This is a genomic window from Microbispora sp. ZYX-F-249 (assembly GCF_039649665.1).
GTDB classification, from domain to species: Bacteria; Actinomycetota; Actinomycetes; order Streptosporangiales; family Streptosporangiaceae; genus Microbispora; species Microbispora maris.
This window is the reverse complement of sequence record NZ_JBDJAW010000026.1, coordinates 77,977-98,538: the sequence shown is the minus strand read 5'-3', so window position 1 is coordinate 98,538 and position 20,562 is coordinate 77,977. Positions and strand designations below refer to the sequence as shown.

General features: G+C 71.3%; 22 protein-coding genes. 10 read left to right on the top strand and 12 right to left on the bottom strand.

Annotated features, from left to right (window positions below; translation table 11 throughout):
- Positions 1-211 precede the first annotated feature (211 nt).
- From AAH991_RS27325 to AAH991_RS27300, 6 genes are read right to left on the bottom strand one after another with little or no spacing between them, the layout of a single operon-like run.
- The gene (locus tag AAH991_RS27325; RefSeq protein WP_346228775.1) at positions 212-1,090 is read right to left on the bottom strand and encodes an SMP-30/gluconolactonase/LRE family protein; all 879 of its coding nucleotides are present in this window, start codon (positions 1,088-1,090) and stop codon (positions 212-214) included.
- The gene (locus tag AAH991_RS27320) at positions 1,087-2,031 is read right to left on the bottom strand and encodes a sugar kinase (RefSeq protein ID WP_346228774.1); all 945 of its coding nucleotides are present in this window, start codon (positions 2,029-2,031) and stop codon (positions 1,087-1,089) included. Before AAH991_RS27320 ends, AAH991_RS27325 begins: the two co-directional genes overlap by 4 nt.
- The gene (locus AAH991_RS27315; RefSeq protein ID WP_346228773.1) at positions 2,028-2,660 is read right to left on the bottom strand and encodes a bifunctional 4-hydroxy-2-oxoglutarate aldolase/2-dehydro-3-deoxy-phosphogluconate aldolase; all 633 of its coding nucleotides are present in this window, start codon (positions 2,658-2,660) and stop codon (positions 2,028-2,030) included. Before AAH991_RS27315 ends, AAH991_RS27320 begins: the two co-directional genes overlap by 4 nt.
- 5 nt (positions 2,661-2,665) lie before the next feature.
- Entirely contained in the window at positions 2,666-3,811 is a 1,146-nt protein-coding gene (gene dgoD, locus AAH991_RS27310) for a galactonate dehydratase (protein WP_346228772.1), read from the bottom strand.
- Positions 3,808-4,512 (bottom strand): FadR/GntR family transcriptional regulator, encoded by a 705-nt coding sequence (locus AAH991_RS27305; RefSeq protein WP_346228771.1) that lies wholly within the window; start codon positions 4,510-4,512, stop codon positions 3,808-3,810. The genes dgoD and AAH991_RS27305 overlap by 4 nt, the downstream gene beginning before the upstream one ends.
- Before the next feature lie 18 nt (positions 4,513-4,530).
- Entirely contained in the window at positions 4,531-5,295 is a 765-nt protein-coding gene (locus AAH991_RS27300) for an SDR family NAD(P)-dependent oxidoreductase (protein ID WP_346228770.1), read from the bottom strand.
- A gap of 135 nt (positions 5,296-5,430) precedes the next feature.
- Here AAH991_RS27300 and AAH991_RS27295 point away from each other — a divergent pair, with 135 nt between their 5' ends.
- The 6 genes from AAH991_RS27295 to AAH991_RS27270 are packed head-to-tail and all read left to right on the top strand — an operon-like array spanning position 5,431 to position 11,916.
- Complete coding sequence (locus AAH991_RS27295; protein ID WP_346228769.1) at positions 5,431-6,444, top strand: substrate-binding domain-containing protein; 1,014 nt, start codon at positions 5,431-5,433, stop codon at positions 6,442-6,444.
- Positions 6,445-6,492: 48 nt separating this feature from the next.
- Positions 6,493-7,986, top strand: coding sequence for a sugar ABC transporter ATP-binding protein (locus AAH991_RS27290; protein WP_346228768.1), 1,494 nt, complete (start codon positions 6,493-6,495; stop codon positions 7,984-7,986).
- An 8-nt stretch (positions 7,987-7,994) separates the two neighbouring features.
- Positions 7,995-9,011: an ABC transporter permease gene (locus AAH991_RS27285; RefSeq protein ID WP_346228767.1), complete on the top strand. Its 1,017-nt coding sequence runs from the start codon at positions 7,995-7,997 to the stop codon at positions 9,009-9,011.
- Positions 9,008-10,075: a zinc-dependent alcohol dehydrogenase family protein gene (locus AAH991_RS27280; protein ID WP_346228766.1), complete on the top strand. Its 1,068-nt coding sequence runs from the start codon at positions 9,008-9,010 to the stop codon at positions 10,073-10,075. Before AAH991_RS27285 ends, AAH991_RS27280 begins: the two co-directional genes overlap by 4 nt.
- Complete coding sequence (locus AAH991_RS27275) at positions 10,072-11,025, top strand: DUF4380 domain-containing protein (RefSeq protein ID WP_346228765.1); 954 nt, start codon at positions 10,072-10,074, stop codon at positions 11,023-11,025. The genes AAH991_RS27280 and AAH991_RS27275 overlap by 4 nt, the downstream gene beginning before the upstream one ends.
- A 24-nt stretch (positions 11,026-11,049) precedes the next feature.
- Complete coding sequence (locus AAH991_RS27270) at positions 11,050-11,916, top strand: DUF72 domain-containing protein (protein ID WP_346228764.1); 867 nt, start codon at positions 11,050-11,052, stop codon at positions 11,914-11,916.
- On the opposite strand, the gene AAH991_RS27265 is transcribed toward AAH991_RS27270, so the two are convergent.
- The 4 genes from AAH991_RS27265 to AAH991_RS27250 all read right to left on the bottom strand — a co-directional run bounded on the left by AAH991_RS27265 (position 11,917) and on the right by AAH991_RS27250 (position 14,983).
- Entirely contained in the window at positions 11,917-13,083 is a 1,167-nt protein-coding gene (locus AAH991_RS27265; protein WP_346228763.1) for a methyltransferase, read from the bottom strand. It lies immediately after the preceding gene.
- Positions 13,084-13,172: 89 nt separating this feature from the next.
- Positions 13,173-13,883 (bottom strand): hypothetical protein, encoded by a 711-nt coding sequence (locus AAH991_RS27260; RefSeq protein ID WP_346228762.1) that lies wholly within the window; start codon positions 13,881-13,883, stop codon positions 13,173-13,175.
- Positions 13,880-14,218, bottom strand: a complete 339-nt coding sequence (locus AAH991_RS27255; protein WP_169983967.1) for a PadR family transcriptional regulator — start codon at positions 14,216-14,218, stop codon at positions 13,880-13,882. The genes AAH991_RS27260 and AAH991_RS27255 overlap by 4 nt, the downstream gene beginning before the upstream one ends.
- A gap of 30 nt (positions 14,219-14,248) precedes the next feature.
- Positions 14,249-14,983 carry a CPBP family intramembrane glutamic endopeptidase gene (locus AAH991_RS27250; protein WP_346228761.1) on the bottom strand — a complete coding sequence of 245 codons (735 nt, stop codon included), beginning with the start codon at positions 14,981-14,983 and terminating at the stop codon, positions 14,249-14,251.
- A gap of 276 nt (positions 14,984-15,259) precedes the next feature.
- Here AAH991_RS27250 and AAH991_RS27245 point away from each other — a divergent pair, with 276 nt between their 5' ends.
- Complete coding sequence (locus tag AAH991_RS27245) at positions 15,260-15,382, top strand: hypothetical protein (protein WP_346228760.1); 123 nt, start codon at positions 15,260-15,262, stop codon at positions 15,380-15,382.
- A 52-nt stretch (positions 15,383-15,434) separates the two neighbouring features.
- Positions 15,435-16,880 (top strand): recombinase family protein, encoded by a 1,446-nt coding sequence (locus AAH991_RS27240; RefSeq protein WP_346228759.1) that lies wholly within the window; start codon positions 15,435-15,437, stop codon positions 16,878-16,880.
- On the opposite strand, the gene AAH991_RS27235 is transcribed toward AAH991_RS27240, so the two are convergent.
- Entirely contained in the window at positions 16,877-17,032 is a 156-nt protein-coding gene (locus AAH991_RS27235; protein ID WP_346228758.1) for a hypothetical protein, read from the bottom strand. The two genes, AAH991_RS27240 and AAH991_RS27235, sit on opposite strands and share 4 nt — an antisense overlap.
- Before the next feature lie 766 nt (positions 17,033-17,798).
- Here AAH991_RS27235 and AAH991_RS27230 point away from each other — a divergent pair.
- Together AAH991_RS27230 and AAH991_RS27225 are read left to right on the top strand one after the other, a co-directional pair.
- Positions 17,799-19,031: a hypothetical protein gene (locus tag AAH991_RS27230; protein WP_346228757.1), complete on the top strand. Its 1,233-nt coding sequence runs from the start codon at positions 17,799-17,801 to the stop codon at positions 19,029-19,031.
- A gap of 1 nt (position 19,032) precedes the next feature.
- On the top strand, positions 19,033-19,485 hold the full coding sequence (locus AAH991_RS27225; RefSeq protein ID WP_346228756.1) for a hypothetical protein: 453 nt from the start codon (positions 19,033-19,035) through the stop codon (positions 19,483-19,485).
- 394 nt (positions 19,486-19,879) lie between these two features.
- On the opposite strand, the gene AAH991_RS27220 is transcribed toward AAH991_RS27225, so the two are convergent.
- Positions 19,880-20,485 (bottom strand): MerR family transcriptional regulator, encoded by a 606-nt coding sequence (locus tag AAH991_RS27220; RefSeq protein WP_346228755.1) that lies wholly within the window; start codon positions 20,483-20,485, stop codon positions 19,880-19,882.
- Positions 20,486-20,562: the final 77 nt, after the last annotated feature.

The window sequence follows — 20,562 nt, the reverse complement described above, 5'->3', positions numbered from 1 at the left end:
CCGGCGGCAGGGCTCTGCCCGGCCGGCTCCGCGTCCACGTCCGGGACCGCCGCGATGTCGTTCTCCATACGGCCGCCGGCCGCCGGAGGTTCCTTCCTCGCGGCAATCACGTCCGTGACGACGAGCGGCCCCGCGCCTCGGCCCGGTACGCGCCGCCCACGGCGATCGGCGGCATCGGCCGGCCCGCCGCCCGGATCAGCGGGCCGGGGGCCTATCCGGGAAACCGCGACAGGACGGCGGCGCGGGCCGGTGGGGCGGTCACCCCCGCGTCGCACGTCCACAACGCGCCGTCGGCCGGGGCCGGGTCGTCGAGGCCGTACCGCGCGGAGGTCACCAGAAGCCGCCTCCCGTCCCGGCCGCCGATCGCCACGGACGACGGCTGACGGCACGGCAGGCCCACCACGCGGTCGATCTCGCCGGACGGGCTGACGCGCAGGACACGGGACTCGCCCCAGACCGCCGTCCAGACGAAGCCCTCGTCGTCCACCGTCATGCCGTCGGGGCTTCCGCGGTCCAGCCGGATGAGCGGTTCCGGCGCGCCGAGCGCTCCGGTGCGGAGGTCGAGAGGGTAGGCGCCGACGACGCCGCGTGCGCTGTCGGCGAGATAGAGCCTTGTGCCGTCCGGGGAGAACGCGGGCCCGTTGGCGATGGTCACCCCGGTCAGCGCGGTGACCACGGTCCCGTCGGGATCGACGCGGTAGAGGCTGCCCGCGCCGGGCGTGCCGTCGTAGGCCATGCTGCCGGCCCAGAACCGGCCGCTGGGATCGACCGCCCCGTCGTTCATGCGGCAGCGCACGCTCTTGCCCGCCTCCGGGCGGGCCAGCCAGTCGGCGGCGCCGTCCGGGCCGAGGACGGCGACGCCCTCGCCTGCCGCCGCGAGCCAGTGCCCGGGACGGCCCTCGATCGGGGCGACCGCGCCCAGCGGCTCACCGCCGGTGCGCAGCAGCCGCGTCAGCGACGCGCCGGGTCCCGGGGAGACCTCGTACAACGCGCCGTCGAGGATGTCCACGACGACGAACCGATCCCCGAGCCAGCGGGCGCCCTCGCCGAGCTCGAGGCCGGCGTCGACCAGCATCTCGGGTGACGTCATCGCAGTGTCTCCCCTTCCGGCAGGGCCAGAGCGGGCAACTCGGCCCGGGTCGGCAGACCCTCCCAGTCCCCGGCGCAGGCCACGGAGGCGGCGCCGAGCAGGGTCGCCCGTTCGAGCCGGCCGTACGCGTCGAGCCCGTCGAGCCGTCCGGACAGGTATCCGGCGGTGAACGCGTCGCCCGCGCCGACGACGTCCACCACGGGCACCGTACGAGCCGGGGCGTCGATCGACGTCCGCGCGTCGTGGTAGCTCGCGCCCGCCGCGCCCCGCTTGACGACGACCTCCTCGACGCCGGCGTCCAGCAGGGCCGCCACGCGGTCGCGTTCGCCGTCGCCGTCCGCCACCAGGTCCAGCTCGTCGTCGGAGGCGATCAGCACCGTGACGTACGGCAGCAGCGGGCGCAGCGCCCGGGCGGCCGCCTCCCTGGACCACAGCAGCGAGCGGTGGTTGACGTCGAGGCTCACCCAGGCGCCGGACCGGTGCGCCTGCCGGGTGGCGGCGGCGACCGCCTCCAGCGGTGCGGGCCCGAGCGCCGGCGTGATGCCCGTGAGGTGCAGGCCCGCCTGACCCGCCTCGACGGCGGGGCGGACCTCCTCCCACGACAGCGTCGAGGCGGCCGAGTCCCTGCGGTAGTAGTGCACGCGGGCCCGGCCCCCGGCGGCCGTGTCCCGGAGCAGCAGGCCTGTCGGGGCGTCGGTACGCCGCACGACGTGATCGGTCAGGACGCCTTCGGCCCGCAGCGTGCGCAGGACCAGCTCGCCGGGCTCGTCGCTCCCGAGGGCGCCGGCCCAGCGGGCCGTGTGCCCGAGGCGGGACAGGGCGATCGCGACGTTGGCCTCGGCGCCGGCGGTGGACACCCGGGAGTCGCCGCCGAGGCGCAGCGGCCCGGCGCAGCGGACCGTGACCATCGCCTCGCCGATCGTCAGGACGTCCGCCCTCATGGCGCGCCCACCAGGTCGAGCGCCTTTCTCACGCGGCGGCGCAGGCCGTCCAGGTCGCCGCCCCGCGGGGCGTCGCCGAGCAGCGGCGAGCCGAGGCCGACCGCGACCGCGCCGGCCTCCAGATAGGCGTGCACGCTGTCGAGGCCGACACCGCCGACCGGGACGAACGGCACGGCGGGGAACGGGTCGCGCAGCGCGCGCAGATAGGAGGCCCCTCCCACCGAGGCGGGGAAGAGCTTGACGGCGGCGGCGCCCCGCGCGGTCGCGGCGATGACCTCGGTGGGGGTCATCGCCCCGGCGAGCACGGGCAGTCCGAGGCGCAGCGCCTCGTCCACCCCTTCGCCCAGGCCGGGCGTGACGACGAACGTCGCGCCCGCGTCCCCGGCCGCGACGGCGTCCCGCGCGGTCAGCACGGTCCCGGCGCCGAGGTGCACTCCTTCGCCCAGGGAGGAGGCCGCCTCCCGGATGACCGACAGCGCGTCGGCGCCGCTGAGCGAGACCTCCATCAGGGTCACGCCCTCTTCGGCGAGCACGCCGATGCTGCGCAGCGCCGCCGCCGGGTCGTCGCCGCGGACGATGGCCAGGAGGCGCCTGGTCGTGAGGAGATCGAGCAGGTCGTGTGATTGCACGCCGGTCACCATTCTGCGAAGGAGCGGTCGGGGTATCGCCAGATCGGCGAGCGCCAGCGGTGACCCCGCTTGTCGGCCTCACGCACCGCGGCCTCGTCGACCACGATGCCCAGACCCGGCCCGGTCGGCCGGGAGATCCGGCCGTCGGTGAAGGCGAAGACGGATGGGTCGATTAGGTAGTCCAGCAGTTCGTTGCCGTCGTTGTAGTGGATGCCGATGCTCTGTTCCTGGATGAGGAAGTTGGGGGTCGCGAACGCCACCTGCAGGCTGGCCGCCAGGGAGATCGGCCCCAGCGGGCAGTGGGGTGCGAGCAGGGCGCCGAACACCTCGGCCTGGGCGGCGATGCGGCGGACCTCCGAGATGCCGCCGGCGTGGGACAGGTCCGGCTGCGCCACGGCGACGCCCGCCTGGAACGCCGGCAGGAAGTCCCAGCGGGAGTAGAGCCGCTCACCCAGGGCGATGGGGATGTTGGACGCCTCCACGAGGCTGCGCACCTGGGGCATGGACTCCGGCACGACCGGTTCCTCGACGAACAGGGGCGTGAGCGGTTCGAGCAGCGGCAGCAACCGCCGGGCGTTCGGATAGGACACCCGGCCGTGGAAGTCGACCGCGACGTCCCGGCCCGGGCCGAGCACCGCGCGGACCGCCGCGACGCGGTCGACGACCTGGTCGATCTCGCCCGGGCCCGCGATGGGGGACATGCGGCCGCTGGCGTTCATCTTCACCGCGGAGAAGCCCGCCTCCACCTGGCGCCGGGCCTCCTCCTCGATCTCGCCGGGTTCGTCGCCGCCGATCCAGGCGTACGCCCGGACGTGCTCGCGTACGGGACCGCCGAGCAGTTCGTGGACGGGGACGCCGCGCGCCTTGCCCGCGATGTCCCACAGGGCCTGGTCGAGACCGGCGACGGCGCTGGCGAGCACGGGCCCGCCGCGGTAGAAGCCGCCCTTGGTCATGACCTGCCAGTGGTCCTCGATACGCAGCGGGTCGGCGCCGACGAGCAGTTCGGCGATCTCGCCGACCGCCGCCCTGACCGAGTGGGCGCGTCCCTCGACGACCGGCTCGCCCCAGCCGACGTGTCCCTCGTCGGTCTCCACCCGGCAGAACAGCCACCGGGGCGGGACCAGGAACGTTTCGATGCGCGTGATCTTCACCGGTCTCCCTGGAGGCGGGCCGCGCGGTCGACGTCGGCCGTGGACTTGTCGAGCAGCGCGAGCGCGCGCGTTCTGGCGGCCTCGCCGTCCCCCGCCCGGATCGCGTCGAGCAGGGCCCGGTGGCTCGGCACCGGGTCGTCGGCGGTGACGACGTCGTGGACGATGCGGTCCCGCTCCGCGAGCACGGACTCGATGACGACCTCCATGCGGACCAGAAGTTCGTTGCCCGTCGCCGCCAGGACGGCGCGGTGGAAACGCAGGTCGGCGGAGGCCGCCTCGGCCGGGGTGCCGGCCGCGGTCATGTCCTCCAGGGCCGCCTCGAGTTCGGCGAGGTCGGCCTCGGTGCGCCGGTCCGCGGCCAGCGCGGCGGCGGCCGGTTCGAACATCCGCCGCACCTCGGCGAGCTGCCCGAGCATCTCGCCGCCCCGGCTTTCGAACTCCCAGCTGATCACGTCGGGATCGAGCAGGTTCCACTCGCTGCGGGGGCGCACCACCGTGCCCCGCTTCTGCCGCGAGTCGACCAGGCCCTTGCCGGCCAGCACCTTCAGCGCTTCGCGCACCACGGTGCGGGACACCTGCAGCTCGGCTTCCAACTCGACCAGGTCGATGCGCCCGTTCTCGGCGAACTGCCCGGTGACGAGGCGGCGGCCGATGGTCTCGACGACCTGGCCGTGGATGCCACGCCCTTTGTAGGTGCTCATGCTCTGCGGTCATCCCTCTCAGGAGGAGTTCTTCGTCGCGCTCCAGCCGCCGTCGACGACGAGGGTGGTGGCGGTGATGTAGGACGCCTCGTCCGAGAGCAGGAACGCGATCGCCGCGGCGACCTCGGCGGGCTCGCCGAACCGCTTGGCGATCGTGGCCTCCACGCTCAGCCGCCGGTCCTCCTCCGCCACCCGGTCCCACGCGGGGGACATGATCGGCCCGGGCAGCACGGTGTTGACGCGCACCCCGGGACCGTAGTCCACGGCGAGCTGGCGGCCGAGACCCACCAGCGCCGCCTTCGTCGCGGCGTACGCCGGATGACCGGGCAGGCCGACGAGCGCGTGCACCGACGAGACGAGGACGACCGCCCCCGACGTCGCCTCCAGATCCTCGTGTAACGTGCGAAAGGCCAGGTAGGAGGCGGTGAGGTTCACTTCCAGCTGGCGGTTCCACGATGCCGCGCCCAGGTCGTGCAGGGGTTTCACGTCCACGACGTAGGCGTTGCTGACGAGGTGCCGCACCGGGCCGTACTCCCGGTGGGCGAAGCGGCGGAGTTCCCCCCACGCGCTCTCGTCGCTGACGTCCATGCGCACGAATCTTGCCGTGCCGCCCGCCTCGGCGACAGCCGCGGCGACGTCCTCCCCTGCCGGGGAGATGTCGCACAGCAGGACGGGCATGCCCGTCGCGCCGAGACGCCTGGCGGTGGCCGCGCCGATGCCGGAGGCGGCACCGGTCACGACCGCGCAGCATCCGGTCTCCGTTGAAGGTCCGGGGAGGTTCACGGCGCCACTCTACGATAAGTGTTTTTTTATGACAATTTATTGACAGGCGCGTTACGCCCGCCGCATCATCTGACGTGGCGCAGCGCGCCCTGCCAGTGGCGTCGCCAACCGAAGACAGACTCAGGGAGGCCATTCGTGGCATCAGTTCGACTCACGGTGATGCGGAGCATCGCCCTGCTGGCCGTCGGCGCCGTGCTCGCCGCCTGCGGTCAGTCCGCCGGGTCCGGCGGCGCCTCGGGAGCGAAGGAGCAGCTGCGCGTCGGGGTGATCTACCTGGACTCGCAGGGCTTCTACGCCGGTGTGAAGAAGGGCATCGAGACCGCCGCCGCACAGGACTCGCAGCTCAAGCTGCTGGGCAACAACGCGCAGGGCGACGCGGCCAAGGAATCCTCGTTCATGTCGACCCTGGTCGCCTCCAACGTGGACGCGATCATCACCTCGGCCGTCTCCGCCACGGCGTCCACCCCGGCGATCGCGGCGGCGAGCAAGGCCGGCATCCCGGTGGTCTGCTACAACACCTGCATCAACGACGCGGACGCCAAGAAGTACGTGTGGGGCTACGTCCTGTCGGACCCGTACGTCTTCGGCAAGAAGCTGGGCGAGCAGGCCGGGAAGTACTTCACCTCCCAGAAGATCGACAAGCCGAAGATCGCGATCCTGAACTGCGACTTCGTGGAGGTCTGCAAGGAGCGCAAGCGCGGCTTCAAGGAGGGCCTGGCCACGTCGGTGCCCGGCGCCCAGTACGTCGCCGACCAGGAGGGCGCGGTGGTCGACAAGGCCACTCCGGTCGCCGAGAACATCATCACCGCGAACCCGGACCTCGACGCGTTCTACGCCGTCGCGGGCGGCGGCACACTGGCGGGCATCAAGGCCGTCACCACGCGCTCCCGCGTCGGCAAGACCGTCGTCTTCGGCAGCGACATGACCGTCGACATCGCCAAGGCCCTGGTCGACGGCAGCATCCTCAAGGCGGAGATCGACGTCCCCGCGCAGACCGTGGGCAAGCTCGCGTACGAGGCCGCCCGCAAGGCGTCGAGCGGCGCCAAGAACGACTCGTTCGTCATCCCGGTGGACCCGGTTCTCTACACCGCCGACGACAAGGCGACGAACGAGAAGTGGCTGACCGAGCACGCCGACGGAATCCCGTAAGCCGCCCAAGGTCCCCTGTCCCCACCGAAGGCTCCCAGGAAGGCTCCCATGTCGAACACCGACGTCGTCGCGGAGGTGCGCGCGGGCACCAAGCGCTACCCCGGCGTCACCGCTCTCAGCGACGTCGACTTCGCGGTGCGGCGCGGCGAGGTCCGCGCGCTGCTGGGCAAGAACGGCGCCGGCAAGTCCACCCTGATCAAGGTGTTGTCCGGCGCCGAACACCTCGACTCCGGTGAGGCGCTCGTACGCGGCAAGCCGCTGGCGGGGCTCGGGACGCGGGACGTCGCCGCCCTGGGGGTCGCGACCGTCTACCAGGAGCTGAGCCTGGTGCCGGAGATGACGGTCGCGGAGAACCTGTTCCTGGGCGCCTGGCCGCGCTCCCGCGGCGCGCTCGACGTGCGCAGGATGCGCGCCGACGCGAAGGAGGCGATGGCGCGCATCGGCGTGGACATCGACGTCGACAGCCCGGTCGGCTCGCTGGGCTCCGCCGGGCAGCAGCTCGTGGAGATCGCCCGCGCCGTCAGCCAGCGGCCCACCCTGCTCATCCTCGACGAGCCGACCAGTTCCCTGGCCGCCGCCGAGGTCCGGCAGGTGATCGACGTCGTACGGACCGTCGCCGAGCAGGGCGTGGCGGTCATCTACGTCAGCCACCGGATGGACGAGATCCGGCAGGTGGCCGACACCGCCACGGTCGTCCGCGACGGCAGGATCGTGGAGACGCTGCCGGTACGCACGGCCTCCACGCACGAGATCGTCGCGATGATGCTCGGCACGGCGCCCGAGACCGTGGCGTCCCGGGACCGCCGCCCGAGCGCCGAGCCGCCGGTGCTGTCGGCGCGCGGTCTGGTGAGCGACCGGCTGAACGGCCTGGACATCGACGTGCGGCCCGGCGAGATCCTGGGCATCGCCGGCGTTCTCGGCTCGGGCCGCACGGAGACGCTGCGCGCGCTGGTGGGGCTCGACCGCCCGTCCGCCGGTGAGATCCGCCTGCGCGGCGAGACCGTACGGCCCGGCGCGTTCGCCGCGATGCTCCGCAGGGGCATCGGCATGACGCCGGAGAACCGGCGGCGCGAGGGCATCGTGCCGCTGATGGGCGTCGACGAGAACATCGTCATCAGCGACCTGCGCGGGGTCAGCAGGTCCGGTGTGCTGGACCGACGGGCGATACGGCAGGCCGCGCGGGCGCTCATCGACCGCCTGGCGATCAAGACGGCCCGTCCGGGGACGCCGATCGGCACGCTCAGCGGCGGAAACCAGCAGAAGGCCGTGCTCGCCCGGTGGCTGCACGCGGGCAGCGAGGTGCTGCTGCTCGACGAGCCCACCCGCGGCGTGGACGTGGAGGCCAAACGCCAGATCTACGACCAGATGCGCCTGCTGGCCGACGACGGGCGCGCCGTGGTCTTCGTGTCCAGCGAGGTGGAGGAGCTGGCCGACGTCTGCGACCGGATCGCCGTCCTGCGCGGCGGACGCGTCGTGGCGGAGCTGAGCGGCGACGAGATCGAGCTCAACCGGGTCATGGCCCTAGCGATTGCCGAGGAGTGAGGGAGAACATGAGCACGACCACGCCCACGGGCCCGCCCGTGGCCGGCACGAACGCCCGTGCGCGGGGCGGGCTGGGACGCAACACGCAACGGCTGAACGAGATCGGGCTCATCGGGGCCATCGTGGTGCTGTTCGTGGTGCTCTCCGCCACGGCGCCGGGGTTCCTGTCCGTGACGAACCAGCTGGCCATCCTGCGCGACGCGGCGACGATCGGCGTCGTGGCGTGGGCGATGACCCTCGTCGTCGTGGCCGGTGAGATCGACATCAGCATCGGCCCGGCCGTGGCGTTCTCCTCGGTCCTGCTGGCCAAGGCGACCGGGGAGTGGCACATCCCGTTCGCCCTCGCCGTGCCGGTCTGCCTCGCGGTGGGCCTGCTGCTCGGCGCCGCCGCCGGCTTCCTGCGCGCCCGCTGGGGCATCCCGTCGTTCGTGGCCACGCTGGGCCTGTGGAGCGCCCTGCGCGGTCTGGCGCAGTACATGACGGACGGCCTGCCGGTCCCGCTGGAGGCCAACGGGTTCCTCGACGTCCTGGCCGGAAGCATCCTCGGCATCCCGACCCCGGCCATCATCATGGCGGTCCTGTTCGCCGTGTTCCTCTTCGTGGCCAACCGCACGGCCTACGGCCGCTCGGTCTTCGCGGTCGGCGGCAACGCCGAGGCCGCCCGCCTCGCGGGAATCAACGTCTCCCGGATCCGGGTCCTCCTGTTCGCGACGACCGGCCTGCTCGCCGCGATCAGCGGCCTGCTGCTGGCCGCGCGCCTCGGGTCCGGCAACGGCGGCGCGTCGGTCGGCCTCGAGTTCGACGTGATCGCCGCGGTCGTGATCGGCGGCACCTCCCTCGCCGGCGGCAAGGGGTCCCTGCTCGGCACCCTGCTGGGCGTCGCCTTCATCACCATCATCGGCAACGGCCTCGTGCTGCTCGGGGTCAACGCCTTCTTCCAGGACGTGGTCCGCGGCGTCATCATCGTCGGCGCCGTGCTGATCAACGTGATGCTCTCCCAGCGGAACGGAGCCCGTAGCTCATGACCACCATGAAGGGCGTCTTCCTGCCCGGCGACTTCACCGCCGTGCTGCGCGACGTCGAGGTGCCCACGCCCGGTCCCGGCCAGCTGCTCGTACGGGTGGGCGCGTCCGGCATCTGCGGCAGCGACCTGTCCTACATCTACCGGGGGCACAAGACCCACGTCGGTCAGGAGGGCGCCGCCTACAAGGGAGTCGTCGCGGGGCACGAGCCCAGCGGCCAGGTCGTGGAGACCGGTCCGGGCTGCCGCCGTTTCGGAGTGGGCGACCGCGTGATCGTCTACCACATCTCCGGCTGCGGGCGCTGCGCCAACTGCCGCCGCGGCCACATGATCAGCTGCTCCGACCCCGAGCGCAGGTCGGCGTACGGCTGGCAGCGCGACGGCGGGCACGCCGAGTACATCCTGGTCGAGGAGAGCACGGCCGTGCCGCTGCCGGACGAGCTGTCCTACGTGGACGGCGCCCTGATCGCCTGCGGGTTCGGCACGGCGTACGAGGGCCTGCTGCGCACCGGGGTCGGCGGGCGCGACGACCTGCTGGTGGTCGGCCTCGGGCCGGTCGGGCTGGCGGCCGGCATGATCGCACGCGGCCTCGGCGCGACCCGGGTGCTCGGCGTGGAGCGGTCGCCCGAGCGCGCCGCGCACGCCCGTTCCCTCGGCCTGTTCGACGAGGTCCTGATCGCCGACGACGGGGTCGCCGAGGCGGTGGACGAGGCGACCGGGGGACGCGGCTGTTCGGTGACGATGGACTGCTCGGGCTCGGCCCCGGGCCGGAGCGTGGCGATCCGGGGGGCGGCCGAGTGGGGCCGGGTCTCCCTGGTGGGCGAGGGCGGCCGGCTGGAGACCGAGGTCTCCGATCTGCTGCTGCACCGCCAGCTCACCCTGTACGCCTCCTGGGTCACCTCGCTCCAGGCGATGGAGGAGCTGGCCTTCCGCCTGGTGCGGTGGGGCGCCAGCCCACAGCGGCTGGTGACCGACGTGCTGCCGCTGGAGAAGGCCGACGAGGCGTACCGCCTGGCCGACTCGGGGCGGACCGGCAAGGTCTGCCTGGTTCCCGCGCGAAGCGAATGATGAGGCCGGAGCCGCTGGTCAGGCTCGCCGCGCCCTGGGGGGAGGCGGTCGTCCTGCCGGGGCGCGGCGGGCGGATCATCTCGCTGCGCGCCGCGGGCCGCGAATGGCTGTGGCGCAACCCCGAGCTGCTCGACGCGTCGCTCGCGCTCACCCCCGCCGCGCGGCGGCTGCCCGCCCCCACCGGCTTCGCGAGCTGGGCGAACTGGGGCGGAGACAAGACCTGGCCCGCCCCGCAGGGGTGGTCGTCGGACGAGGAGTGGGCGGGGCCGCCCGACCCGGTGCTCGACGCCGGCGCCTACACCGTGCTGGAGCGCGACGGCCTGCGCGTACGGATGCGCAGCGGCGACGACCCGCGCACCGGGCTGGCCGTCACCCGCACGGTCACGATGTCGGCCGGCGAGCCCGTCCTCGTGGTGGACAGCGAGCTGGAGAACGTGAGCGACCGCCCGGTGCGGTGGGCGGCATGGACGGTCACCCAGTTCGAGACCGAGTCGTTCCACGACCACGACGATCCCCGCTGCGGCGTGTGGGTCGGGCTGACCGAGCGGCACCGGGTGCCGGTGACGTTGTTCGCGCCCGACGGCGCGCCGGTCCTGGAGCGCGTGTCCCCCTCGGCGGGCCGGGTGCCGGTGCGCGACGTGGTCGGCAAGATCGGCATCGGCGGCACGGCCGGATGGCTCGCCGTGGTGGCCCCCGGCGGGGCGACGCTGACGCAGCGGTTCGACGTGCGGCCGGGCGCGCCCTACCCGGACGAGGGCTCCGAGATCGCGATCTGGATGCAGTATCCCAAGGAGGAGGAGCTGGAGGGGCTGGAGGGACTGCGCCCCACCGCCCGGCTGGCCGAGGCCGAGACCATGTCGCCCCTGACCCGGCTCGCGCCCGGGGAGGTGCTGCGTCACCGCGTGACCTGGTCGGTGGCGGACGCGCCACCGCCCCTCGCCGGGGAGTGATCCGAACCGGATAGCGTCGGGGCCATGCGGCTTCATGTGGGATGCGCGATGTGGACGCACGCACCGTGGCGGGGGCGTCTGCTGCCGCATCCGCTTCCTCCCGACGAGCGGCTGCGGGCCTACGCGACCTGGTGCAACGCGGTCGAGGGCAACACGACGTTCTACGCGACGCCCTCGCGGAGCACGGTCGAGACGTGGGCGCGGCAGACCGATCCCGGCTTCCGTTTCGTGGTCAAGCTGCCCAAGCCGATCACCCATGAGCGCCGCCTCATGGGGGCGGACGAGGACCTGCACGCCTTTCTCGACGCGATCGAGCCCCTGGGCCCGCGCGCCCACGCGCTGTGGATCCAGCTTCCGGGCTCGTTCGGCCCGGCGGACACCGGTGTGCTGGCGGCCTTCCTCGGCCGCCTTCCCCGCGCGTACCGCTACGCCGTGGAGGTCCGGCACCGTGCGTTCTTCGACGACCCCCGGGCCGCGCGGCTCCTGGAGCGGGTGCTGTCCGGGGCCGGCGCCGAGTGGGTGCCCTTCGACACGACCGTCCTGTTCCGCAGCCCGCCGACCAGCGACGCCGAACGGGACGCCTGGTCGAAGAAGCCGCGCGTGCCGCTGCGTACGGCGGCACTCACCGACCGGCCGATCGTCCGCTACATCGGCCGCGACGACCCGGAGCGTACGGCCGAGGGCTGGCGGCACTGGGTGGACGCGGTCGCCGGGTGGCTGCGCGAGGGCCGCTCGCCGACGGTGTTCGTCCACACTCCCGACAACGCCGACGCGCTGACGCTCGCCCGCCGGTTCCACGACGACGTGCGCGCCGAGGTGCCCGGCGTGGAGCCGCTGCCCGAGCCCGTTTCGCGGGGGCCGGCGCCGGAGGAGCCGCTCACCCTGTTCTGATCACCGTTTGACGGCCCGCAGCACGACGAACTTCGGGTCGCTCGCGACCACCTCGCAGCCGCCGAAGAGCCGGCGCAGCTTGACGTGGTAGCCGAGGTGGCGGTTGCCGACCACCCACAGCTCGCCGCCCCGGCGCAGCGCGGCGCGCGAGCCGTTGAACATCCGCCAGGCGGTCGCGTCGGTCCTGCCCCGGTGGGAGTGGAACGGCGGGTTGTTCAGGACCAGGTCGGCCGTGCCGGGAGGGAAGCCCGACAGGCCGTCGGCCGCCACGAACCGGGCGGTGGCGCCGGCCGGGGCGTTCGCCCGGAAGGTGGCCTCCGCCGAGGCCAGCGCCTGGTGGGACTCGTCGATGAACGTCACCTCGGTCTCCTCGCCGGCCAGCGCGGCGGCGAGCCCGACGACGCCGTTGCCGCAGCCGAGGTCGACCACGTGGTCGCTCCCCGTACGCGCGGGCAGGTTGCGCAGCAGGAGCCGGGTGCCGGCGTCGAGGCGCTCGGCGGAGAAGACACCGGCGTGGTTGACGACGGTCAGGCCGGAGACGACCCCGGCGTCGGCGGGCAGCGGGTAGCTCCGCGGCCACGGGCTCACGCCCCGGGGCAGCCCGGGGCGGGGGGAGCAGAAGACGAGCCGCGCCTTCTTCACGGCCAGCGAGGTCCGGGTCGGCCCGAGGAGGCGTTCGAACAGCTTCAGCGTCGAGGTGTGGATCTCGGTGACCATCCCCGTGCCGGCGACGACGGTGTCCTCGTGCACGTGCGGGGCGAGGCGGTGCAACTGGTCCTCCAGGAGGGCGAGGCTCTTGGGCACCCGCACCAGCAGCACGTCGATCCGGTCCGGCGGCTCGTCCCTGGTCGTGCGCAGCCGTACGGCGCTCGCGTCCAGGCCGTTGCGTTCCAGGTTGGCGCGGGTGGCCTGCTGACCGAGGAAGGAGTCGCTGATCTGGACCGGCCGGTGGACGGGGCGGCGCGCGGCGAGCGCGGTGACGAGGGCGCCCCACCGGTCGCCCAGCACGACCACGGTCCCCGACAGGTCCACCGGCCCGCCCTCGCGTTCGTCGAGGTGCCGCAGCAGGTACTCGTCGGCCGCGTCCCACGCGCGGAGCGGGTCGCGGGGATCCTCGGGAAAGCGGGCGAGGTCGAAGTCGCCCCGCGCCGTCGTCATACGGTCCATCAGAGCCCCAGGCTAGTGCCGCGACCGACGAGGTTCGCCCGGGCGAGGACCGGCGAGGAGTCCGGGTGCCCGGGTTCGGGGACGGCGCTTCAGGGACGGCGGCGGGCCATCCAGAGCCACAGCGTGGCCAGGGCGGCGATCGCGACGCAGCCCCCGACGGCCATGCCGGCGAGGAAGCCCGGCCCGCCGTCGTCCGACGGCCCCCACAGGATCCCGGGCACGACCAGGGCGAGCAGGGCCACGGCCAGGACGAGGTAGAACCGCCGGCTGAAGAAGACGTTGCGGCCGGGGGCCGCAGGAGGGGAGTCGAGCTGCGCGGCCGGTCCCTCGCTGGCTGCCCTGGGCCGCTTGAAGTAGCGGTAGTACAACCAGGTGCCGCAGGGCTCCCAGCCCTCGGGCGCCAGCCGCGCCGCCAGCGCGCGGCCCCCGCCCGGAGGCACCAGCTCCCTGCGGTACTCCCACCGCTGCGGCCGTTCCGGATCGCGGTGGCCGACGAACCTGCCGAGGTGGTCGATCCGGTCGATCTCCCAGCCCTGGTCGCCGAACCGGGCCAACGTCTGCCGGTCGGCGAAGATGTCCGCGGTCCACCGCCATTCGGCCGCGTCCGCCGGGTCGGCCCCGGGCGCGCGCGCCGTCAGCAACTGGCCCGCGAAGTCGCCGACAGGCCCGAACTCCTCCTCCGGGTCGGCGCCGGTCTCCGCGACGTACGCGGCGAGGTCGGAGACGGTGGCCTCGATCTGCTCCGCGGGCACGCCGCCCTCGCGCAGCAGGGCCTTCAGCTCGTCAAGGTAGCTGCTCACTTCAGCCCTCCCGAGGCCAGCACCGTGCGTACGGACTCGTCGAACGCCAGCCACAGGCGGCCCTGCTCGGCCAGTGTCTGCCTGCCCTGTTCGGTCAGCCGGTAGTAGCGCCGGCCCGGCCCGCGCTCGGTCACCCGGAACTCGGCCGACACCAGGCCCGCCTCCTCCAGACGGTTGAGCACGGGGTAGAGCGTGCCGCCGCGGATCTGGCCGAGCCCGGAGCCGGCGAGCATCTTGGCGATCTCGTAGCCGTAGTTCTCGCCCTCCGTCAGGGTGGCCAGCACCAGCAGGTCGAGGACGCCCTTGAGCCAGCTCGCGCGGCGGTCGGTCGCCATGGAGTCATCCTCGCACGGTAGGACTACTACCTAGGACGCTTGACCGACCGTCTTCCGGGGAGGCGCCGGCAGGCACACGAGCCCCCGGACGTCGATCAGGACGTGCATCGCGATCGGCAGCAGCAGGCTGCCGGTGGCCAGGTACACGATGGTGAGCCAGAAGCCGAGGAGAGCCACCACGGCCATGCCCTTCCAGCCCTGGTACCAGTGGCCCGCCACGAAGACCGCCAGGGCCAGGGCGGCGGCCGCGGTGGTGCTCAGGCCCAGCGCGCCGACGCCGAGCGCGATGAGCAGGCCACGGTAGACGATCTCCTCGCAGACGCCCGCGGTGACCGCCATGGCCAGGCCGTGCCACCGCTCGACGGCAGTGCGGGGCAGCAACTCCGCCACGGCCGCCTGGCCGGGTACGACGCGGCCCGAGCGGGACAGGCGGTGCAGCAGCACGGTGCCGATCACGATTGCGCCGGTCATGCCGGCGACCGCCGGGGCGATCTGGCTGAGGTGGGTCGGCGTCGCGAAGCCCAGATCCGCGGCGCGGACCCCGGGGGACAGCACGAGGATGACCGCCGTCACGGCGACCCAGACCCACTCCTCGGTGATCCACAGCCGGTACGCCCGCACCAACGCCCCGGGCTCGTGGTCACGGCGTCGTGCCAGCCGGTCGTACTGACGCTTGCCCAGCAAGGGGGCGGCGACGGCCAGATAGGCGGTCAGCGCGCCCGCCAGGAGCAGGCCGGGGGTCGAGAAGCTCGCAGAGATGTTCATGGATCGCCGTCCTTCTTACCCGTGTTGGCGACTTAGACGATAAAGCGAGCTAGTTAGGAATGCAACATAGGTAGCAGAGAGGGGAGATCAAAACGGTTCGGAGACGATCAACGGCTGTGCTAGCGTTCGCGGCATGAAGCGCGCCTGCCTGACGACGACGCCGGAGACCGTCCCGGCGCGCTGACACGTACTTTCATCGAAGCCCCGGGGCGAGCGCCCCGGGGCTTCGCCGTCCGGTCACTCGCCTCGCCGCAGACGACACGCGAGGAGACCGCGATGCACGACCACCGGAAGCTCGGCCGCGAGCTCGGCCTGTTCGACACCGACCCGCTGATCGGCGCGGGACTGCCCTACTGGCTGCCCGACGGTGCAGGGTACTTCAAAGGACTATGCCGCTGATACCCTCCAGGGCCAGAACCCCCTCGTTCAGCACATAAAGGGACAGTCCCCCATGGTCCAGCAGCGCCGCCGTCGCGGCAAAGGTTACGTCAGGGTGTCGGCCATCATGGGCCGCGAAGAGCTGTTCTCTCCGGAGATCCAGGAGGAGTCGATCCGGCGGCTCTTCGAGCGGGAGAACATCGAGCTGCTCGACGTCGTGATGGACCTGGACAAGTCCGGCCGTGGGTTCGCTGAGCGCAAGATCAAGCAGATGATCCAGGAGGTCCAGCGCGGGGACTACGAAGTCGTCGGGGTCTGGAAGTGGAACCGCTTCGGCCGGAACATGCGCCTGTCGCTAGCCAACATTCACGAGCTGGAGGAAGAGGCCGGCGGCGAAGTGATGGCCGCGACCGAACCAGGAGACGGCCGGACCACCATGGGCCGGTTCAGCCGTAACCAGATGCTCAGCGTCGCGGAACTACAGTCGGACATGATCTCCGACTCGTGGAAGGACACCCATGCTGTCCGGCTCCGCATGGGGCTTCCGCATAGCGGCCATGCGCGCTTCGGCTACGTCAGGGACGGTAAGGGGTTCCGGCCGGACGAGGAGTTGAACGGCCCGGCGCTGGCCGAGGTCTACGAGCGTTGGGTCTCCGGTGAGAAGCTGTGGTCCGTGGCCCGAGACATGACCGAAATGGGTGTCCGGGCACCGAACGGCGACATCCTGGACAACAGTCGATGGCTCACGATCCTAGACACCGGGTTCGCGGCGGGCCTGATCCGCAAGCGCAAGCCGGGCAGCAGTTCCAAGCGGTTCGACAACTGGGACTGGTTCCCCGGGGCCCATGAGGCGCTGATCTCGCGGGAGTTGTGGGAGGCGTACACGCGCAAGAGGCTGGCCAGCCTCGGCCGGAACTGGGCTGACCCCAAGGCGAAGTACTCGCTGTCCGGACTGGTCACATGCGGCCGGTGCTTCCAGTTCAAGTGCGGAGCGACAGGCACGCCGAAGAAGCCCGGCGACGTCATGTTCCGGTGTCGGGGTGTGGTCACCAAGGAGTGCAAGGGCGTGTACGGAAACCTGAGCCTCGGCGAAGCCGCCGTCCTGGAGTGGCTGGAGAACCGCGCGACCGACGGCGGCAAGGTGGAGAGCCTGGCCCGGAAGGCGGCCACGGTGAGCCGCGAGGCTGCGGCGGCCCGGCGGCTGGAGAAGGTTATCGCTGACACCAGCTCGGCCCTGGACCGGCTTCTCGACCTCTACGAGTCAGGCGGGCTGTCCAAGGTCAAGTACCTGGAGCGGAAGGCCAAGCGTGAGGAAGAGCAGAGGCAGGCCAGGAGGGACCTGGAAGAACTGCGAGGGGACCGGGTCAAAGTACCGGCGACGTTCTATCGGGACCTGCACAACGCCTGGCCGAGGCTCTCGGACGACAGGAAGCGGCAGATGCTCAAGCAGGTAGTTAAGGAGATCGTTCTCCATCCGGCTGGCCACCCGGGCGAGCGCTGGGAAGTCGTTCCGTATTAGGCCGCCATGGGCTCCTCGGGGCCCTGGGCATCCGACAGCCGGCCCTCACGCCAGGCTTCGACAAGGCCGAGCGCCAGCACCGCATAGAACCGGTCCCAGCGCTCCTGCTCGGTGCATTCGCTGGGGTCCTTCGACCAGTCAATTTCTGTCACGAGTCCGAGGCTGCCTCAGCCGGCCCAATTCCGTTAGTTGGGATGCGGCGTGAGGAATTCCACACCCGGGGCGAGTTGGTCTGAAGCTGAGCAGGTCGGAGAATGGCCCTGAGGTCGCGCTGACGGCAATTCGGCCGGAGGCCGGGCATGCGACCCAAAGGCCGACGGCGGGAACCCGGCCGGAGGTGATCTGGTGGCCGGTCATTCCCGGCCGTAGGCCGATCTACCCGTTTCCGGCCTCCGGCCCTGTAGGTGGCCGGGAGTCCATTCCCCTCCACCCCTCGGCCCCGGGTTTGTCAGGTCCCCTCCGGGGTTCCCCACCCGGCGCCGGAGGCGCTGGGTGAAGTGCGAAGCACTTCTCTACACCCTCTAGAACCTCTTTATTTGGGGAGTCTCCGTGCACCCCAGCCGGAGTCCTGGTGCACCCCACCCGGAGTCTCCGTGCACCCCCCTGTACGCCAGCGCGTACAGAGGTGCCGTGCGACGCCCCGTAACTTCCCAGCACATCCAAACTTGCCGCCTGGCCTGGTGCGCCATTCGGTGGAAACGGGACTACAGACTTCCATCCCCGTCGAGTTGGGATTTCCTGTGGGATTCCTACAAGCGGCGGCCGGGATGGCCAGTCATCCGCTGGAATCGGCACCAGCGGCGATCATGTCGCCACGTATTCGGGGAGATTGCCCGCTATCCTGGAGATAGGTCCAAATGAAAAGGCCCGCGCGCTCTGGGAAAGCGCCGGGCCTGTGAGATGAGGAGTGTTCATCTGATGACCAGTATAGCAGGTCAGAGCGGCAATGAGCGATTCGCGCAGGCACGTCTTCGGGTTGCGCTCTCAGACCATCTAACAGCTTTCGACTGCCTGGTGTATTGGTACCTCCAGTCGACCACTGACTTCTTCAACGGCATGATCCCGCCGTTCACGAACGGTAATCTGGCCGCCGTTTTCGGCGTGAGCAAGGACACCGTCAAGAGGTCGATCTCACGGCTCAGGTCCTCCGGCTGGATCCTCTTCCAGGATCTCGGTCAGGACGGCCAGCGGCCGTTCCTCAACGACTTGCCGTCCAAGCCGGACACGTTCCACGGCATCGCCGACACGAAGTTCGCCGGGTACCTGGAGGGCACCGGTTGGGCGAGGCTCACCCGCGAGATCATGTTCAGCGGCCTGTCGTCTCGGCAGATCCGGGCCTGGGTCGTCCTGATGATCACCAAGGGGCACGACAAGAACCGGCCGGAGAGCTATGGCTGGGCCTACATCACACATGCTGAACTGGCCGCGCTGATCCACAATTCCGGGCCCGGGGCCAAGCTGCACCCGAAGACCATCAGCTCAGACATGGATCGACTGGAGGAACTGGGCCTCATGGAGGTTGACGAGTACGCCGTCCATGGCCGGATGAACCGGTTCCGGCCGAGCGGTCGTATTCAGATCATCGTGGCCGAGGCCGAGGCCGAGGCCGAGGCCGAGGCCGAGAACGAGACCCACGAGTACCGCGAGGACCAGAACGACGAGGACGACGCTGAGGACACGGTGGTGGACTACCTCGCCTTGTGCGCGAAGGACGACACGTCGAAGGGCATCGCCCGGTACTTCGATCGCCTGATGGCGCGGAACGGCCACCAGCTCGACACGCCCTGCGGGCTGATGTCGAGCACGTTCGACTACTGGCTGAGCAAGTTCACGGCTGACGAGATCAGGGACAAGATCGGCACGTTCGTCGAGAAGGCCGAGTTCGGTCCCCACGGCAACGCCTGGTCCTACTTCATCGAGACCTGCGGGCCGAAACCTGAACCACTGGTCACCCCTGATGAGGGAGCGCCGATAGCGAGGGTCTTCGCGCGCCTGTCCGCTCGTCATGAGGACACGGACCGCCACGAGTACCCGGCGCTGACAGAGGAGCACCGCGAGGTCGAGCTGGACGACGTCGAGAATCTGTCCTCAAGGGCCAGCATCGAGCAGCGCATGAACCGGTACCGGGCAGCGGCGGAAACGGCGGCCTGAGATGACCATGCAGCCCTTCCCGGCCGCGCCGTACGGGGATGTCCTGTTCCCGGACGATGACTACCTCGTCGTGCCGATGGCCCTGGCGGACGCCGACGTACCGCCCGGCGCCGCCGTGCTCTGGCTGCTGCTCGCGCGGCTGGCAGAGGGACATCCGGAGGTGTCGGTGTCGGCGGGGCAGCTTGAGCGGCATACGGGCTCGACCGCCGACGAAATCGGGGAGTACGTGCGCGCCCTGGCTGCTGATGGCTGGCTGAAGATGCGCCAGGGCCGCATGCCCGGCACGGTCGTCTATCGGATCCTCCGCAGGCCGACCGTCGAGCAGGTCAAGGACTGGGCCGAGGATCTGGCCGAGCCGGTACCGCCGACTCCGGAGGTACCGGTACACCGGCCGAGCGGACCACCAGCAGGCCCGAAGCACAGCGCGGCGTTCTGGCGCGGGATGGCCGACTGATCCACGACCCGGCGGCCGAAATTCGGGCCAGGCCGAGGCGCCGGAGGCCTCCTCGAACACCATCGGATACATAGCCGGAGGCCTCGGCCAGCTCCCCGCGTCGGCTACCGTGGCCAGCCCTCGGCCCCAGGTCGGATTTTCCCCGCCGCCAGTCCCTCGGCCGAGACCAGATTTTCGCTGCTGGACCACGTTTCCGCAGGTCAAAAATCCGGGGCCCATCAGCCGGCGAAAATCGGCGAGGGCCGAGGCCGATCCCCTTCCGTCCCCTACAGCGTCACCATCACGTCTGGTGCCCACCCTGGCCCCGTCGCCCAGCTCAGGGCCCGTTTTGAGCGCACGACCCCAAGACCCCCAGTCAAGCGCTCTGCCAAACGCCGGCCGTCGTCCCCGTGCATCAGGGGTTGAGTTCGGGCGGCTCCTCGTGGAACACCGCTCGCACGCGCTCGACGAAGCGGGTGTCCCGAAGACGCCGGGCGTGGGGCTTGAGAACGCCTTCCTCCTGAGCGATGCGGTAGATGGCCAGAATTTGGGCGCGCGTGTAGTGACGGCGTGTACCACGTTCGTCGTGACTGAAGGAACGGTCTCGGGCGGGAGGCAGGATGCCATCCTGCTCCCACTGCCGGAGCGTGTCGGGCTTACGGCCCAGAGCAGCGGCTAGCGCTCCAATGGGGAAGAGGTCGAATTCTCTGCCGCGCTCGGAGAAGACCAGGGCCCTGCGGCCTTGCAGCGGATCTGCCGGAGGCTCGGGAGCAGGCGGGACGGAGCCCGCGGAGTCGTCGTCGACGTCCTCTTGGTGCTGAAAATCGGCCTGGTCCCGATGGGCGTTCCGGAAGGCGAAGCGGAGCACATCACTGCGACGGGCACGAAGGTTGTTCCCGCCGATGTCGAATAGCACCAGGCCGTACTCCTCGGCGAACCCGAGGACCCAGGTAGGGCTCACGTCCAGGTACTCAGCGATCCGCTTGACGCTCCACAGGGGATCGTCCTCGTGCGGGACCATGCCCGCCATCCTGCGCCGCTCGCAGCCGGACGCCGCCGCCTACTGCCGACAGTTGACCAACTGCGGCGAACTTCCGG

Bases quoted from the DNA above. Each gene is read 5' to 3' on its own strand.
- AAH991_RS27275 (WP_346228765.1), top strand. From the start codon at position 10,072: ATGATGAGGCCGGAGCCGCTGGTCAGGCTCGCCGCGCCCTGGGGGGAG.
- AAH991_RS27280 (WP_346228766.1), top strand. From the start codon at position 9,008: ATGACCACCATGAAGGGCGTCTTCCTGCCCGGCGACTTCACCGCCGTG.
- AAH991_RS27320 (WP_346228774.1), bottom strand. From the start codon at position 2,031: ATGAGGGCGGACGTCCTGACGATCGGCGAGGCGATGGTCACGGTCCGC.
- AAH991_RS27230 (WP_346228757.1), top strand. From the start codon at position 17,799: ATGACCAGTATAGCAGGTCAGAGCGGCAATGAGCGATTCGCGCAGGCA.
- AAH991_RS27225 (WP_346228756.1), top strand. From the start codon at position 19,033: ATGACCATGCAGCCCTTCCCGGCCGCGCCGTACGGGGATGTCCTGTTC.
- AAH991_RS27305 (WP_346228771.1), bottom strand. From the start codon at position 4,512: ATGAGCACCTACAAAGGGCGTGGCATCCACGGCCAGGTCGTCGAGACC.
- AAH991_RS27255 (WP_169983967.1), bottom strand. From the start codon at position 14,218: ATGGCGACCGACCGCCGCGCGAGCTGGCTCAAGGGCGTCCTCGACCTG.
- AAH991_RS27325 (WP_346228775.1), bottom strand. From the start codon at position 1,090: ATGACGTCACCCGAGATGCTGGTCGACGCCGGCCTCGAGCTCGGCGAG.
- AAH991_RS27250 (WP_346228761.1), bottom strand. From the start codon at position 14,983: ATGAACATCTCTGCGAGCTTCTCGACCCCCGGCCTGCTCCTGGCGGGC.
- AAH991_RS27240 (WP_346228759.1), top strand. From the start codon at position 15,435: ATGGTCCAGCAGCGCCGCCGTCGCGGCAAAGGTTACGTCAGGGTGTCG.
- AAH991_RS27265 (WP_346228763.1), bottom strand. From the start codon at position 13,083: ATGGACCGTATGACGACGGCGCGGGGCGACTTCGACCTCGCCCGCTTT.
- AAH991_RS27285 (WP_346228767.1), top strand. From the start codon at position 7,995: ATGAGCACGACCACGCCCACGGGCCCGCCCGTGGCCGGCACGAACGCC.
- AAH991_RS27270 (WP_346228764.1), top strand. From the start codon at position 11,050: ATGCGGCTTCATGTGGGATGCGCGATGTGGACGCACGCACCGTGGCGG.
- AAH991_RS27245 (WP_346228760.1), top strand. From the start codon at position 15,260: ATGCACGACCACCGGAAGCTCGGCCGCGAGCTCGGCCTGTTCGACACC.
- AAH991_RS27290 (WP_346228768.1), top strand. From the start codon at position 6,493: ATGTCGAACACCGACGTCGTCGCGGAGGTGCGCGCGGGCACCAAGCGC.
- AAH991_RS27220 (WP_346228755.1), bottom strand. From the start codon at position 20,485: ATGGTCCCGCACGAGGACGATCCCCTGTGGAGCGTCAAGCGGATCGCT.